We start from the raw sequence: 15,712 nt of genomic DNA on the forward strand, positions 1-15,712 counted from the left end.
ACTGCTGGATGACTCTGGGTGTGCATATGTCAGCGCAGAGTCAGGAGTCCGTCATGCGTCCTCGCCCCATCCGATCACCGGCCAGAGCGCTGGCCCTGGCAGCCGTGACGGCTCTGGCACCCCTGATGGTGTCCGTCCCCGCGGCCGCCGACAGTGTGATCATCGGTGGTGCTCCGGTGAGCATCACGGGCAATCCGTGGGTCGTCGCGGTGTCCAGCCGTTCCCTGTTCGGCGCAGCGCGGGCGGGTCAGTTCTGCGGCGGGGTGGTGGTCGCGCCGGACCGGGTGGTGACGGCCGCCCATTGCATGAACGAGGACGCGCTCGGCGTCTCGCCGGCCGAGCTGGCCGACCTCAAAGTCGTCGCGGGACGTACGAAGCTGCAGGCCGAGGGGGGCCATGAGATCGAGGTGAGCAAGGTCTACGTCAATCCGACGTACGACGGCTACACGCGCGAGGGTGATCTCGCCGTTCTCACCCTGGCGCGGGCTCTGCCGGCCGAGAATGTGATCAAGGTTGCGGGTCCCGGCGACCCCGTGTACGAGCCGGGCACGGCCGCCTCCGTCTACGGCTGGGGGGACACCACGGGCTACGGCACATACGCCTCGTCATTGCGCGCGGCACCGGTGCAGGTGCTGCCCGACGAGGCCTGCGAAAAGGCGTATCCCGGAGGCTCTGCCGGAAAGTACCGCTCGGCCACCATGCTCTGCGCGGGTGGTCCCAGGGGTGGGCGTGACGCATGCCAGGGCGACAGCGGGGGGCCGCTGGTGGCCAAGGGCACGCTCATCGGGCTTGTTTCCTGGGGCAATGGCTGCGGTAAGTCGGACAGCCCCGGGGTGTACACCCGGATCTCCGCCTTCGTCCAGCAGGCCACCGCGGGACGATGAACGCGGAGCGCCGGCCCGGGTACCAGAACGGGTGGCCCGGCCCCTTCCGGGGCCGGGCCACCCGTCGACCGGTGTTTCACCGGTCCTGGCTCGTCGCGACGTGAGGCGTCAGCGTTCGTCGTCACCTGCCATGGCCGGAACGGTGGTGAGCCGGTCCGTCTCGTCCTGTATCTCAGCGGCGATCTTCTTCAGTTCGGGCTCGAACTTGCGTCCGTGGTGAGCGCAGAAGAGCAGTTCACCACCGCTGGTCAGGACGACGCGCAGGTATGCCTGGGCGCCGCAGCGGTCGCAGCGATCAGCGGCCGTCAGGGGGCTCGCGGGGGTCAGAACAGTAGTCACGTCGCCTCTTCTCTAGCTCGACGAGCTGTCGTACCAGGGTCAACATCCAACCAGGCCGAAAACGTTCCCGCTCGTGGCTTTTCCTCGAAATTTTTTGTCAAGGTGGCTGTCTGCTGCCGGTTGGCGGCGAAGTTAGCCGTATTGCTTCGCTCTACGGTTTTTCGCTGGCTTGTCTCTTTTGATCCTCTCGGCGGGGTTGCCGTTTGTTCATGAGGACGTGCCCCGACCCTAAATGGTTCATGCCTCATTGGGAACGTGATATCCGCTTCACTCCATCGAGGGATCGAACACCCATACGACTCTGGACTAGCATGAGTCTTCCCGAGGGTGGCGTTACATCCGCTCTACCAGGCCTCGGTACCCTCTGACCGGCGACCGACGCCTGCCCGCCATCCACTGGGCCCCTATCGAAAATTCAGCGAGGAGCGAACCGCGTGACCGCCGAGACGTCCGTTCCGTCCAGTGCGCTGCTTACCGCAGACCGTGACGGTTCCAACTACACCGCGCGGCACCTGCTCGTACTCGAAGGCCTCGAAGCGGTGCGCAAGCGCCCCGGCATGTACATCGGGTCCACCGACAGCCGGGGCCTGATGCACTGCCTCTGGGAGATCATCGACAACTCCGTCGACGAGGCCCTCGGCGGGTACTGCGATCACATCGAAGTCGTCCTGCACGACGACGGTTCGGTCGAGGTGCGTGACAACGGCCGCGGCATCCCGGTGGACGTCGAGCCGAAGACGGGCCTGTCCGGTGTCGAGGTCGTCATGACCAAGCTGCACGCCGGCGGCAAGTTCGGCGGCGGGTCGTACGCCGCCTCCGGCGGTCTGCACGGTGTGGGCGCCTCCGTCGTCAACGCCCTCTCCGCCCGCCTCGACGTCGAGGTCGATCGTGGCGGACACACGCATGCCATCAGCTTCCGGCGCGGTGTGCCCGGCATCTTCACGGAGTCCGGGCCCGACGCCCCCTTCGACCCGGCGAACGGCCTGCTCAAGGCCAAGAAGGTGCCCAGGACCCGCACCGGCACACGGGTGCGCTACTGGGCCGATCGCCAGATCTTCCTCAAGGACGCCAAGCTCTTCCTGGAGACGCTGCACCAGCGCGCCCGCCAGACCGCCTTCCTCGTGCCCGGGCTGACCATCCTCGTGCGCGACGAGCGCGATCTCGAGGGCACGGGCAAGAGCGAGGAGATCTTCCGCTTCGACGGAGGCATCAGCGAGTTCTGCGACTACCTCGCGCAGGACAAGGCCGTCTGCGACGTACTGAGGCTGACCGGGCACGGCACCTTCAAGGAGACCGTCCCCGTCCTCGACGACCGCGGGCACATGACCCCCACCGAGGTCACCCGGGAACTGGGCGTGGACATCGCCCTGCGCTGGGGGACCGGGTACGACACCACGCTCAAGTCCTTCGTCAACATCATCGCCACTCCCAAGGGCGGCACCCATGTGACCGGATTCGAGCGGGCGGTTACCAAGACGGTGAACGAGGTGCTGCGCTCCGCCAAGCTGCTGCGCGTCGCCGAGGACGACGTCGTCAAGGACGACGCCCTGGAGGGCCTCACCGCCGTCGTGACCGTACGGCTCGCTGAGCCGCAGTTCGAGGGCCAGACCAAGGAGGTCCTCGGCACCTCGGCGGCCAACCGGATCGTCGCCAACGTCGTCGCCAAGGAGCTCAAGACCTTCCTGACCTCCACCAAGCGAGACGCCAAGGCGCAGGCCCGCGCCGTCCTGGAAAAGGTCGTCGCCGCTGCCCGTACACGCATCGCGGCCCGCCAGCACAAGGAGGCCCAGCGCCGGAAGACCGCGCTGGAGTCGTCCTCGCTGCCGGCGAAGCTCGCCGACTGCCGCAGCGACGACGTCGACCGCAGTGAACTCTTCATCGTCGAGGGGGACTCCGCGCTCGGTACCGCCAAGCTCGCACGGAACTCCGAGTTCCAGGCGCTGCTGCCGATCCGCGGCAAGATTCTCAACGTCCAGAAGTCGTCCGTTTCGGACATGCTGAAGAACGCCGAGTGCGGGGCGATCATCCAGGTCATAGGGGCCGGTTCCGGCCGGACCTTCGACATCGACCAGGCGCGGTACGGCAAGGTCATCATGATGACCGACGCCGACGTCGACGGCTCGCACATCCGCTGTCTGCTGCTCACCCTCTTCCAGCGCTACATGCGGCCCATGGTCGAGGCGGGGCGTGTCTTCGCCGCCGTCCCCCCGCTGCACCGCATCGAGCTGGTCCAGCCCAAGAAGGGCCAGGACAAGTACGTGTACACCTACTCCGACAGCGAACTGCGGCAGACCCTGCTGGAGTTCCAGCGCAAGGGCATCCGCTTCAAGGACTCCGTACAGCGCTACAAGGGCCTCGGTGAGATGGACGCCGACCAGCTCGCGGAGACCACGATGGACCCGCGCCACCGCACGCTGCGCCGCATCAACATCAGTGATCTGGAGGCCGCCGAGCAGGCCTTCGACCTGCTGATGGGCAACGAGGTCGCGCCGCGCAAGGAGTTCATCACCAACTCCGCGGCGACCCTGGACCGTTCACGCATCGACGCGTAACCCTTGGAAAACCGTCACCTGATGGGGTGAACAGGGAGGATACGTGCGGCCTGGATCCAGCCAGGCCGACATCATCGTTCGGTGGAAAATCACACAGAGCCCCATTCTTCGGCGGTGCGGCTCGACGACCCGTGGTATGCCGCCCCGGCCTCCGGCCGGGGCGAGCCGGCCGACACGGGCGCGGCCGTGCCCGCCGCTTCTGTCGCTCCGACGGCCCCCGAGCGGGGCCCCGGCGCGGCGGACATCTATCTGGAGGTGCAGCGCAGCCCTGCCTTCCAGGAGGTGCGCGGCCGCTACCGCCGCTTTGTGATCCCGGCGGTTCTCACCTTCTTCGCCTGGTACGTCGCCTATGTCGTGGCCGCGACCACCGCACCGGGGCTGATGGCCCGGCCGGTGGCAGGGGCGGTGAATGTCGCGATGGTCGCCGGGCTCGGCCAGTTCCTCACCACCTTTCTGCTGACCTGGGCGTACTCCCGTCACGCCCGGCTGCGCCGGGACCGAGCAGCACTCGACCTCCGCTGGACCGTGTTCGAGCAGAAGCACGAGCAGGAGATGGCACAGGGGGACGACCGTTGAGCGGCCAGACCCTGACAACACAGCACCAGACCCTGGCTCTGCTGCTCTTCAGCGCGTTCGTGGCGGCGACACTCGCCATCACCACCTGGGTGAGCCGCCACCGGCAGGGCTCCGCCGAGGAGTTCTACGCGGGCGGCCGGCTCTTCTCACCCATGGAGAACGGTTTCGCCATCGCGGGCGACTACATGTCCGCGGCCTCCTTCCTCGGCATCTCCGGTCTGATCGCCCTCTTCGGCTACGACGGGATGCTCTACTCGGTGGGCTTCCTCGTCGCCTGGCTGGTCGTTCTGCTTCTCGTCGCGGAACTGGTCCGCAACTGCGGCCGGTTCACCCTCGCCGACGTGGTTGCCGCGCGCATGAGCGAGCGGCCGGTCCGTATCGCCGTGGGCACGTCCTCGGTGACCGTCTCCGTGCTCTATCTGGTCGCGCAGATGGTCGGAGCGGGCAGCCTGGTGGCGCTGTTCCTGGGCGGTACGACCGAGGCGGCCCGCGCATGGACGGTCATCGGAGTCGGCGCGCTGATGGTGGTCTATGTGTCGGTGGGCGGAATGCGGGCCACCACCTGGATCCAGATCGTCAAGGCCGTGCTGCTCATGGCCGGGGCCGTCACGCTCACCGTGCTGGTCCTGGTCCGCTTCCACGGCGACATCAACCAACTGCTCGACACCGCCGCCGAACGCAGCGGTTACGGCAAGGACTTCCTGTCACCCGGTCGCAAGTACGGTGCGGACGCGACCGCCAGGTTCGACTTCATCAGCCTCGGACTCGCCCTGGTCCTCGGCACGGCGGGCCTGCCGCACATCCTGGCCCGCTTCTACACCGTGCCCACCGCCCGGGCCGCCCGCCGCTCGGTCGTCTGGTCCATCGGACTGATCGGCAGCTTCTATCTGATGACCATCGTGCTCGGCTTCGGCGCCGCGGCGGTGGTCGGCACCTCCGAGGTACGGGCCTCCAACGCTGCGGGAAACACGGCGATTCCGCTGCTCGCCCTCGATCTGGGCGGCGGACCGGGAGCCACCGGCGGGACGGTCCTCTTCGCCGTGGTGGCCGCGGTCGCCTTCGCCACCATCCTCGCCGTCGTTGCCGGAATCACCCTTGCCTCCTCCGCCTCCGTGGCCCATGACCTCTACGCCTCACTCAAGCGCCGCCAAGCCGGGCAGCACAGTGAGGTCGCGGTGGCCCGGATTGCCGCTGTCGGCATCGGCGCGGCCGCCATCGCGCTGGGGCTGCTGGCCCAGGACCTCAATGTGGCCTTCCTGGTCGGCCTGGCCTTCGCGGTCGCCGCCTCCGCCAATCTGCCCGTACTGCTCTACTCCCTGTTCTGGCGGAACTTCACCACCAAGGGAGCGGTCTGGTCGGTGTACGGCGGGCTGGTACCGGCCTTGCTGCTGGTGCTGCTGTCACCGGTCGTCTCCGGCAGCCCCCATTCGCTGTTCCCCGGTGTCGACTTCCAGTTCTTCCCACTGGAGAATCCCGGTCTGGTCTCCATTCCGCTGGGCTTCCTCGCGGGCTGGGCAGGGACGGTCTGCTCACGGGAGCCGGCGGACGAGGCCAAGCACGCGGAGACGGAGGTCCGCTCGCTGACCGGGGCGGGTGCAGCCTAGTGCCGCGACCGGCAACGTTTGCCCGTCAAAGGAGCGGCGTCCGGTGCGTGCGATCGCAAGGCGGCCGAAGGCCCTCGTAGCAGCGCTACTCGGGTTTTCGGCCAACGCAGCGAGCGTGCGTGCCTGGGGGTGCCCCCGGGCGACGCGCCTCTCCCCCGTAGCCCTTCGGGCACGGGAGGTGCGCCCAGCGTTGTCGTCGGTCGCCGAGGTCCCCCAGCGCTGCCTCCCCCAGCTATCTCCCCCAGCTATCGCTGGGGGTGCCCCCGGGGTGCCCCCGGGGTGCCCCCAGGGTGCCCCCACCGCATGCGGTGCCGCCGCGGAGCGGCTGCGGTGACATCAGCCGCTCCGCGGCAGGCCCTCCTCCGCCCTGCGATGCACGGCACCAGGCGCCGCTCTCGGGCCTGATCGGCCGGACAGGACCTAACGTGTCACCCAGGCATAGCGGTGTTCGGGGCGGCCCGTCTCCCCGTACCGGAGCGTCAGCCACACCCGGTCCGAGCGCTCCAGCAGCTTCAGATACCGCTGCGCGGTCTGCCGGCTCACCCCGGCTCGCTCCGCGATCTCCAGGGCGGACAGTGGTCCTTCCGCCGTGAGCAGTACCTGCCGGACCAGTTCGGCCGTGGTCGGTGAATGCCCCTTCGGCAGGTCGGGGGTGCTCCCCGGGGCTCGTAGTGCTCTGAAGATACGGTCCACATCGACCTGCATCCGGTTGGCGTGCTCATGGTCCTGGGCGCGCAGCGCGTCGATCAGCCCGCCGACGGCACCGGCTGCGGGGGGCGCGGGCCCGTGTAGTGGCCGCTGGGACGCATACGCAGGGGGCGCTCGGCGTACTCCTCCAGCGCGTGCGCGATCCAGCCCGCCGTCCGTGCCACTGCGAACACCGTCTCCCCGGCCTCGGCGGGCATCCCCGACGAGACCGACAGGACGGCCAGAGCGAGGTCGACATTGGCGTGCGAGTCGGTGTGCCGGGCGGTCGTGGTGACCACGTCCCGGGCCGCCGCCAGGGCCGCAGACGCGTCCGGGATCTCCTCCAGCAGCTGGAGCAGCGTCCGCGCGCGGGGATCCTCGCCCTGATAGAGCCGGTGCCCGAGCCCCGGCACCGGCCGGCCGACGCGCAGATGGTCCGCGACGACCGGGGCGGCGCCGCCGCGCTCCAGGACCTCGGCGAGCATGCGATGGGCGAGTCCGCTGGCAGCCCCGTGCAGCGGCCCCTCCAGGGCGCCGAGGCCCGCCGAGACCACTGCGTACGGGTGCGCGCGAGCGGAGGCGGCGACCCGGGCGGCCAGGGTGGACGCGGCCAGGTCGTGGTCGATGAGGAGGGCGAGCGCGGTGTCCAGGGCGCGCAGCCAGGCCTCGTCCGGCGGGCGCATGGTCAGCCGTGGCCACAGCTGCCAGGCGATCGGGCCGGTGCCCCGGGGTTCACCGACGTACGGCAGCGCCTCGGCGAGTGTGGGGATCAGACTGCGGGCCGTGCCGAGCACCGCCTCGGTGGACAGGTCGAACCGCAGAGGATCGGCGGCGGCCGCCGCGATGGCCGCCACCCGCAGCCGGTCCATGGCCGAGCTGTGTGCCGGCAGCGCGCCGACCGCCCGGCGGGCCGGTTCGAGAAGCTGCGGAGGCGCGGTGAACCGTGTGCCGTGCCGCAGTTCCCCGGTCCACAGCCACTCGGCGATCTCCTCGTAGCCGTGGTGCCGGGCGAGCTCGGCCGCGTCGACCCCGCGGAAGTAGTACCGGCCCTTCTCGATGAGGGTGATGCCGGTGCGGAACACCAGGTCACCGATGGCGGGCTGCGGCTCGCGGCGGCCCGAGCGCCGGGCCAGCGCCTCGATCTCCGCGGCGTCGAAGGTGCTGCCGCGTCCGCCGGGTGCCCGCACGCTGCTGAGCTGGCCGCGGCTGACGTACGCGTACACGGTCTCGGGCTTCACACCGAGCCGTTCCGCAGCCTCCTGAGTGGTCAGCCTTCGCCCGCTCGCCTCTTGATCCGTCATGAGATTCACTCTAACTCACATTGATTGAATCAATATTGACAGGATTCTTGTCAAGAGTAGACAGTCGAATCAATGATCGATCAAACGCGGGAGGACACGATGACGGTCACCACCCAGACCCCGCCCGGCGTACCCCGAGGACTCGCGGGCGTCGTCGTCACCGACACCGAACTCGGGGACGTCCGAGGTCGGCAGGGCTTCTACCACTACCGCCAGTACTCGGCCGTCGAGCTCGCCGAGAAGCGCAGCTTCGAGGACGTCTGGTACCTGATGCTCCACGGCAGGCTGCCGGATACGGCCGAGCAAATCGTCTTCGCCGAGCGGACCGCGGCCCTGCGCAGGCTGCCCGACGAGGTGCGAGAGGCCCTGCCCGTGATCGCCCGCGCCGGAGCCATGTCCGGTCCGCTCGCCGGGCTGCGGACCACCCTCTCTCTGCTGGGTTCCGCCCAGGGCTTCCGTCCTGTGTACGACACCGACCCGGAACGGCGCCGCGCCGACGCGCTTGCCGCCTGCGCCGCCGTTCCCACCCTGCTCACCGCCCTCCATCGGCTGGGCCGGGGCCTCGAGCCGGTCGAGCCGCGCGACGATCTGCCGTACGCCGCCAACTACCTGTACATGCTCACCGGTACGGAACCGGACCCGGCCAGGGCCCGCGCGATCGAGCGCTACCTCGTCTCCACGATCGACCACGGCTTCAACGCCTCGACCTTCACCGCCCGCGTCGTCGCCTCCGCCGGCTCGGATGTCGCGGCCTGCCTGGTGGCGGCGGTCGGCGCGCTCTCCGGCCCGCTGCACGGCGGGGCGCCCAGCCGCGCCCTGGACACCCTGGACGCCATCGGCACGCCGGACCGCATCGACGCCTGGATACGGGGACGAGTGCTGGCCGGCGACCGGATCATGGGCTTCGGGCACCCCGTCTACCGCACCGAGGATCCCAGGTCACGGATGCTGCGCGGCATCGCGGAGGAGTTCGGCGGGCCGCTGGTGGAGTTCGCAGTGGAGGTCGAGCGGCAGGTCGAGGACATCCTCGCGGAGCTCAAACCGGGGCGTGAGCTGCACACCAACGTGGAGTTCTACGCCGGCGTGGTCATGGAGCTGTGCGGGCTGCCGCGCGAGATGTTCACGCCGACTTTCTGCGCGGCCCGGGTGGTCGGCTGGAGCGCCAATATCCTTGAGCAGGCGGCGGACTCGAAGATCATCCGCCCGGCGGCCCGCTATGTCGGCCCGCCCCCGCCGCAGCCGGTGCCGACCGTGTGAGAAAGGCCGCTCCTTGAGTCTGCCGAGCAAGCAGCAGATCCCCGTCGTCGTCCTTGCGGGCTTCCTGGGATCCGGCAAGACGACCGTGCTCAACCATCTGCTGCGGCACAGCGGCGGCACCAGAATCGGCGCGATCGTCAACGACTTCGGCGCCATCGAGATCGACGCCATGACGATCGCGGGACAGGTCGACTCCACGGTCTCGCTCGGCAACGGCTGTCTGTGCTGTGCGGTCGACGCGAGCGAGCTGGACGTCTTCCTGGAGAGGCTCACCCGTCCCACCACGCGGCTTGACGTCATCGTCATCGAGGCGAGCGGGCTCGCCGAGCCGCAGGAGCTCGTCCGGATGATCCTGGCCAGCGAGAATCCCCGGATCGTGTACGGAGGGCTGGTCGAGGTCGTCGACGCGGCGGAGTTCGACGCCACGCGGCTGCGCCACCCCGAGCTCGACCGGCACCTCGCGATCGCCGATCTCGTCGTGCTGAACAAGGCGGACCGGGTGGGGGAGGCGGAGCTGGGCCGGACGAGGGACACGCTGGCCGGTCTCTGCGAGGGCACGGCGGTGATCCCGGCCTCGTACGGACGGGTCGCCCCCGAGCTGTTCTTCGACTGCCGGCCCAAAGCCGAGACGGTGGGGCAGCTCTCCTTCGAGGACCTGTGCGCGGACGACGGCGATGATCACCGAGATCATCTGCACACGGAGTACGAGAGCCTCTCCTTCACCGCCGAGGAGCCCATGGATCCTCGCCGGCTCATGGGCTTCCTCGACGGCAGGCCCGTCGGGCTCTACCGGATCAAGGGACATGTGCACTTCGGTGCGGCCGATCCGCACAACCGGTACGCCGTTCACGCGGTCGGGCGGTTTCTGCGGTTCTATCCGCAGCCCTGGGGGAGAGCGGAAGAGCGTCTCAGCCGGCTGGTGTTCATCGGATCGGGGATCGACACGGGCAGGCTGCGCCAGGAACTGGCGGACTGCCGGGAGACCACACCGCAGGACGCCGCCGACGAGCACGGCATGTGGGGCGTCCTGCGGTACGTACGCGACCAGGAGGCGTAGGGGTGTCCGGCGGATCATGCCGGACGCCCCCGGGCCCTACGCCGGGCCCGTGACCACCGCGACCGGCTTGGCCAGCGGTGTGCCCGAGCCGTCCCGACGCGGGTCGATGGCCGGCAGCTCCGAGGGCATGCCGTTCTTCTGGGCCGCGCGGGCCGGTGTCCTGCCCGCCCAGGCCAGAACCAGCATGTCCTCGCCCCTCAGGAACCGCTGGCAGCGCACCCCGCCGGTGGCCCGGCCCTTGCGCGGGAACTGGTCGAACGGGCTCAGCTTCGCCGACATCTGCTCCGAGTCGTCCAGGGTGCCGCGCGCGGCCGCGATCGTGAGGACCACCGCGTCCGCCGCCGGGTCCACCGCGGTGAACGAGATCACCCTGGCGCCCTCGGACAGCTTGATTCCGGCCATACCGCCGGCCGGCCGGCCTTGCGGGCGCACCTGCGAGGCCGGGTAGCGCAGCAGCTGGGCGTCGTCGGTGATGAAGACCAGGTCCTCCTCGCCAGTGGCCAGCTCGGTCGCGCCGACGATCCGGTCGCCGTCCTTGAGAGCGATGACCTCCAACTCGTCCTTGTTGGCGGGGTAGTCGGGCACCACACGCTTGACGACGCCCTGCTCGGTGCCGATCGCCAGACCCGGCGAGTCCTCGTCGAGCGAGGTCAGGCAGACGACGGTCTCGTCCGCCTCCAGCGACAGGAACTCCGACAGCTGTGCCCCGCCCGAGAGGGTGGGCGCGGCCGCCGTGTCCGGCAGCTGCGGCAGGTCGATCACCGCGAGCCGCAGCAGCCGTCCGGCCGAGGTCACCGCACCGATGTCCGCGCGGGCGGACGTGAGCACGTCCGAGACGATCACATCGTGCTTGGCGCGCTTGCCGTCCTCACCGGCAGCGATCGGCTCGCCCGTGACCGTACGGGCCAGCAGACCGGTGGAGGAGAGCAGCACCCGGCACGGGTCGTCGGCGACCTCCAGCGGCACCGCGGCGATCGGCGCGCCGGCCGACTCCAGCAGGACGGTGCGCCGCTCGGTGCCGAACTTCTTGGCCACCGAGGCCAGTTCGCCGGAGACCAGCTTGCGCAGCTCGCTGTCCGACTCCAGGATCTTGGTGAGCTCCTCGATCTCGGCGGTCAGCCTGTCGCGCTCGGACTCCAGCTCGATGCGGTCGTACCTGGTGAGCCGGCGCAGCGGGGTGTCCAGGATGTACTGGGTCTGGACATCGCTCAGCGAGAAGCGCTCCATCAGGCGCTGCTTGGCCTCCGCGGAGTTCTCGCTCGACCGGATCAGCTGGATGACCTCGTCGATGTCGACCAGCGCCACGAGCAGACCCTCGACCAGGTGCAGCCGGTCGCGGCGCTTGCCGCGGCGGAACTCGCTGCGTCGGCGCACCACGTCGAAGCGGTGGTCGAGATAGACCTCCAGCAGCTCCTTCAGGCCCAGCGTCAGCGGCTGGCCGTCGACCAGCGCCACATTGTTGATGCCGAAGGACTCCTCCATCGGCGTCAGCTTGTAGAGCTGCTCCAGCACCGCCTCCGGGTGGAAGCCGTTCTTGATCTCGATCACCAGCCGCAGGCCGTGCGCGCGGTCGGTGAGGTCCTTGACGTCGGCGATGCCCTGGATCTTCTTCGAGCCGACCAGGTCCTTGATCTTCGAGATCACCTTCTCCGGACCGACCGTGAAGGGCAGTTCGGTGACGACCAGGCCCTTGCGGCGGGCCGTCACGTCCTCCACCGTCACGGTCGCGCGGATCTTGAAGGTGCCGCGTCCCGTTTCGTAGGCGTCCCTTATGCCGGCGAGGCCGACGATCCGGCCGCCGGTCGGCAGGTCGGGGCCCGGCACGTGACGCATCAGCGCCTCGAGGTCGGCGTTCGGGTACCTGATGAGATGGCGGGCGGCGGTGACGACCTCGCCCAGATTGTGCGGCGGCATGTTCGTCGCCATACCGACCGCGATTCCGGATGCGCCGTTGACCAGCAGATTCGGGAAGGCGGCGGGCAGCGCGACCGGCTCCTGCTCCTGGCCGTCGTAGTTCGGGACGAAGTCGACCGTGTCCTCGTCGATCGACTCGGTCATCAGCTGCGTCGCGTCGGCCATCCGGCACTCGGTGTACCGCATGGCGGCCGGCGGGTCGTCGTTGCCGAGGGAGCCGAAGTTGCCGTGGCCGTCGACCAGCGGCAGTCGCATGGAGAACGGCTGGGCCATGCGCACCAGTGCGTCGTAGATGGAGGCGTCGCCGTGCGGGTGCAGCTTGCCCATGACGTCACCGACGACTCGGGCGCACTTCACATAGCCGCGCTCGGGGCGCAGCCCCATCTCGTTCATCTGGTACACGATGCGGCGGTGCACCGGCTTCATACCGTCGCGGGCGTCCGGCAGGGCCCGCGAGTAGATCACGGAATACGCGTACTCGAGGAAGGAGCCCTGCATCTCGTCGACGACGTCGATGTCGAGGATCCTCTCCTCGAACGAGTCGTCCGGCGGCGGGGTCTTCGTGCTGCGGCGGGCCATCGCTGCTGCGGCTCCTTCACCAACATGGTTGAGTGCTGACGCGGACCATTGTGGACCGCCCCACTGACAACCCCGACCTCGACCCGTCGCACGGGCCGTCCGGGCGCGCGGGAACTTCGCCAGGTGTCGGCGCGCTTGCATACAGTGGCAGGACTTCTCCATACGCGATCGAAGGGACGTACATGCCCATGGGTCACACGGCCACAGCCCAGGCCGGTTCCGGCGGCCTGACAGCGACCGAGCACCGGCTGGCCAACGGCCTGCGCGTGGTGCTCTCCGAGGACCACCTGACCCCCGTCGCCGCGGTCTGCCTCTGGTACGACGTCGGCTCGCGTCACGAGGTCAAGGGCCGTACCGGTCTGGCTCACCTCTTCGAGCACCTGATGTTCCAGGGCTCGGCGCAGGTGAAGGGCAACGGTCACTTCGAGCTGGTGCAGGGCGCGGGCGGCTCGCTCAACGGCACCACCAGCTTCGAGCGCACCAACTACTTCGAAACCATGCCCGCCCACCAGCTCGAGCTGGCTCTGTGGCTGGAAGCCGACCGGATGGGCTCGCTGCTCGCCGCGCTCGACGACGAGTCCATGGAGAACCAGCGCGACGTCGTCAAGAACGAGCGCCGCCAGCGCTACGACAACGTTCCGTACGGCACCGCCTTCGAGCGGCTGACCGCCCTCGCCTACCCCGAAGGCCACCCGTACCACCACACGCCGATCGGCTCGATGGCAGACCTGGACGCCGCGACCCTCGAGGACGCGCGCGAGTTCTTCCGTACGTACTACGCGCCGAACAATGCCGTCCTGTCGGTCGTCGGCGACATCGACCCGCAGCGCACGCTCGCCTGGATCGAGAAGTACTTCGGCTCCATCCCCTCGCACGACGGCAAGAAGCCGCCGCGTGACGGTTCGCTCCCCGATGTGATCGGCGAGGAGCTGCGCCAGGTCGTCGAGGAGGAGGTCCCGGCCCGCGCGCTGATGGGCGCCTACCGTCTGCCCCACGACGGCACCCGTGAGTGTGACGCCGCCGACGTGGCGTTGACGGTCCTCGGTGGCGGTGAGTCCTCCCGGCTGCACAACCGTCTGGTTCGCCGCGACCGTTCGGCCGTGGCCGCCGGCTTCGGGCTGCTCCGGCTGGCCGGAGCCCCCTCGCTGGGCTGGCTGGACGTGAAGACGTCGGCCGGCGTCGAGGTGCCCGACATCGAGCGGGCCGTCGACGAGGAGCTGGCCCGGTTCGCCGACGAGGGCCCCACGCCGGAGGAGATGGAGCGCGCCCAGGCGCAGCTGGAGCGCGAGTGGCTGGACCGGCTCGGCACGGTCGCAGGCCGCGCCGACGAACTGTGCCGGTACGCGGTGCTGTTCGGCGACCCTCTGCTCGCGTTCACCGCCGTCCAGCGGATCCTCTCCGTCACCGCGGAGGAGGTCAAGGCGGTCGCCCAGAACCGGCTGCGTCCGGACAACCGGGCGGTGCTGGTGTACGAACCGACCGGCAGCAAGGTTTCCGCCGCCGACGAGGACAACGACGACGCAGAGGGGGCGGACCAGTGACCGACGCTGCCGTGACCATGGACTTCCACCCGCAGCCGCAGCCGGGCACCGCCAAGCCCTGGGCCTTCCCCGCTCCCGATCGCGGCACCCTGCCCAACGGGCTGACCGTGCTGCGCTGCCACCGCCCGGGCCAGCAGGTCGTCGCCGTCGAGATCTTCCTGAACGCCCCGCTGGACGCCGAGCCCGAGGGTCTCGACGGCATCGCCACGATCATGGCGCGGGCCTTCTCCGAGGGCACCGACAAGCTCTCCGCCGAGGAGTTCGCCGCAGAGCTGGAGCGCTGCGGCGCCACGCTCGACGCGCACGCCGACCACCCCGGCGTCCGGCTTTCGCTCGAGGTCCCGGTCTCCCGGCTGCACAAGGCGCTGGGCCTGCTCGCCGAGGCACTGCGCGCCCCCGCCTTCGCCGACAGCGAGGTCGAGCGGCTCGTGCGCAACCGGCTCGACGAGATCCCGCACGAGACGGCCAACCCGGCCCGCCGCGCCGCCAAGGAGCTGTACAAGCAGCTCTTCCCGGCCGACTCGCGGATGTCCCGGCCGCGTCAGGGCAGCGAGGAGACCGTGGAACGGATCGACGCCGCCATCGTCCGTGCGTTCTACGACGACCATGTACGCCCCGCCACGAGCACGGCCGTGATCGTCGGCGACCTCAGCGGCACCGACGTCGACGCCGTGCTCGCCGACACCCTGGGCGCCTGGACCGGTGAGGCGGCCGGGACCCGGTCCATGCCGCCGGTGAACGCCGACGACACCGGCCGTGTGGTGATCGTCGACCGTCCCGGCGCGGTGCAGACGCAGCTGCTGATCGGCCGGATCGGTCCGGACCGGCACGACCGGGTCTGGCCGGCCCAGGTGCTCGGCACCTACTGCCTGGGCGGTACGCTCACCTCCCGGCTGGACCGGGTGCTGCGCGAGGAGAAGGGCTACACCTACGGTGTGCGGGCCTTCACCCAGGTGCTGCGCTCCGCACCGGACGGCACGGGCGCGGCCATGCTCGCCATCAGCGGCTCGGTGGACACCGCGTCCACGGGACCGGCGCTCGACGACCTCTGGAAGGTGCTGCGGACACTCGCGTCCGAAGGCCTGACCGACGCCGAGCGCGACGTCGCCGTACAGAACCTGGTGGGGGTCGCTCCGCTGAAGTACGAGACGGCCGCGGCCGTCGCGGGCACGCTGGCCGATCAGGTCGAGCAGCACCTCTCGGACGATTTCCAGGGGCAGTTGTACGCGCGCCTCGCCGAGACCGGCACGGTGGAGGCGACCGCCGCGGTCGTCAGCGCCTTCCCGGTGGACCGTCTGGTGACGGTGCTCGTCGGTGACGCCTCGCAGATCGAGGAGCCGGTCAGGGCTCTCGGAATCGGCGAAGTGACCGTCGTCAACGGCTAGTTGACGATCCGTCCGGGCCCTGGCAGTCGAAGGACC

The 15,712-nt window shown here is 69.7% G+C and carries 11 protein-coding genes and 1 pseudogene; 8 read left to right on the forward strand and 4 right to left on the reverse strand.

Going from position 1 to position 15,712, the window contains the following annotated elements:
- The first annotated feature begins 53 nt into the window (after positions 1 to 53).
- Positions 54 to 884, forward strand: a complete 831-nt coding sequence (locus tag ABD858_RS24455) for a serine protease (protein ID WP_345041271.1) — start codon at positions 54 to 56, stop codon at positions 882 to 884.
- A gap of 108 nt (positions 885 to 992) precedes the next feature.
- Here the strand turns inward: ABD858_RS24455 and ABD858_RS24460 are convergent, their stop codons facing one another.
- Complete coding sequence (locus ABD858_RS24460; protein ID WP_345041273.1) at positions 993 to 1,223, reverse strand: DUF7455 domain-containing protein; 231 nt, start codon at positions 1,221 to 1,223, stop codon at positions 993 to 995.
- Positions 1,224 to 1,657: 434 nt separating this feature from the next.
- Here ABD858_RS24460 and ABD858_RS24465 point away from each other — a divergent pair, with 434 nt between their 5' ends.
- From ABD858_RS24465 to ABD858_RS24475, 3 genes are all read left to right on the forward strand, one after another.
- Positions 1,658 to 3,775, forward strand: a complete 2,118-nt coding sequence (locus tag ABD858_RS24465; RefSeq protein WP_345041275.1) for a DNA gyrase/topoisomerase IV subunit B — start codon at positions 1,658 to 1,660, stop codon at positions 3,773 to 3,775.
- An 81-nt stretch (positions 3,776 to 3,856) separates the two neighbouring features.
- Positions 3,857 to 4,351, forward strand: coding sequence for a DUF485 domain-containing protein (locus ABD858_RS24470; protein WP_345041278.1), 495 nt, complete (start codon positions 3,857 to 3,859; stop codon positions 4,349 to 4,351).
- 11 nt (positions 4,352 to 4,362) lie between these two features.
- Positions 4,363 to 5,955: a solute symporter family protein gene (locus ABD858_RS24475; RefSeq protein WP_345044826.1), complete on the forward strand. Its 1,593-nt coding sequence runs from the start codon at positions 4,363 to 4,365 to the stop codon at positions 5,953 to 5,955.
- Between the two features lie 420 nt (positions 5,956 to 6,375).
- On the opposite strand, the pseudogene ABD858_RS24480 reads toward ABD858_RS24475, so the two are convergent.
- Positions 6,376 to 6,657 (reverse strand): annotated as a pseudogene (locus ABD858_RS24480) (DUF7342 family protein); the annotation flags it as partial.
- Positions 6,658 to 6,701: 44 nt separating this feature from the next.
- Positions 6,702 to 7,943, reverse strand: a complete 1,242-nt coding sequence (locus tag ABD858_RS24485) for a citrate synthase (protein ID WP_345041280.1) — start codon at positions 7,941 to 7,943, stop codon at positions 6,702 to 6,704.
- A 72-nt stretch (positions 7,944 to 8,015) separates the two neighbouring features.
- Between ABD858_RS24485 and ABD858_RS24490 the strand changes: the two genes are divergently transcribed.
- Positions 8,016 to 9,200 carry a citrate synthase/methylcitrate synthase gene (locus tag ABD858_RS24490; protein WP_425586243.1) on the forward strand — a complete coding sequence of 395 codons (1,185 nt, stop codon included), beginning with the start codon at positions 8,016 to 8,018 and terminating at the stop codon, positions 9,198 to 9,200.
- On the forward strand, positions 9,160 to 10,257 hold the full coding sequence (locus ABD858_RS24495; RefSeq protein ID WP_425586244.1) for a CobW family GTP-binding protein: 1,098 nt from the start codon (positions 9,160 to 9,162) through the stop codon (positions 10,255 to 10,257). The genes ABD858_RS24490 and ABD858_RS24495 overlap by 41 nt, the downstream gene beginning before the upstream one ends.
- A 36-nt stretch (positions 10,258 to 10,293) precedes the next feature.
- On the opposite strand, the gene ABD858_RS24500 is transcribed toward ABD858_RS24495, so the two are convergent.
- Positions 10,294 to 12,750 carry a DNA gyrase/topoisomerase IV subunit A gene (locus ABD858_RS24500; RefSeq protein ID WP_345041284.1) on the reverse strand — a complete coding sequence of 819 codons (2,457 nt, stop codon included), beginning with the start codon at positions 12,748 to 12,750 and terminating at the stop codon, positions 10,294 to 10,296.
- A 188-nt stretch (positions 12,751 to 12,938) separates the two neighbouring features.
- Here ABD858_RS24500 and ABD858_RS24505 point away from each other — a divergent pair, with 188 nt between their 5' ends.
- Positions 12,939 to 14,291 (forward strand): M16 family metallopeptidase, encoded by a 1,353-nt coding sequence (locus tag ABD858_RS24505; RefSeq protein ID WP_345044830.1) that lies wholly within the window; start codon positions 12,939 to 12,941, stop codon positions 14,289 to 14,291.
- On the forward strand, positions 14,288 to 15,676 hold the full coding sequence (locus tag ABD858_RS24510; RefSeq protein WP_345041286.1) for a M16 family metallopeptidase: 1,389 nt from the start codon (positions 14,288 to 14,290) through the stop codon (positions 15,674 to 15,676). The genes ABD858_RS24505 and ABD858_RS24510 overlap by 4 nt, the downstream gene beginning before the upstream one ends.
- Positions 15,677 to 15,712: the final 36 nt, after the last annotated feature.

Source organism: Streptomyces sannanensis (assembly GCF_039536205.1).
Classification (GTDB): domain Bacteria; phylum Actinomycetota; class Actinomycetes; order Streptomycetales; family Streptomycetaceae; genus Streptomyces; species Streptomyces sannanensis.

Coding starts and splice junctions, on each gene's coding strand:
- ABD858_RS24500 (WP_345041284.1), bottom strand. CDS start 12,750: ATGGCCCGCCGCAGCACGAAGACCCCGCCGCCGGACGACTCGTTCGAG.
- ABD858_RS24490 (WP_425586243.1), top strand. CDS start 8,016: ATGATCGATCAAACGCGGGAGGACACGATGACGGTCACCACCCAGACC.
- ABD858_RS24505 (WP_345044830.1), top strand. CDS start 12,939: ATGGGTCACACGGCCACAGCCCAGGCCGGTTCCGGCGGCCTGACAGCG.
- ABD858_RS24455 (WP_345041271.1), top strand. CDS start 54: ATGCGTCCTCGCCCCATCCGATCACCGGCCAGAGCGCTGGCCCTGGCA.
- ABD858_RS24495 (WP_425586244.1), top strand. CDS start 9,160: ATGTCGGCCCGCCCCCGCCGCAGCCGGTGCCGACCGTGTGAGAAAGGC.
- ABD858_RS24485 (WP_345041280.1), bottom strand. CDS start 7,943: ATGACGGATCAAGAGGCGAGCGGGCGAAGGCTGACCACTCAGGAGGCT.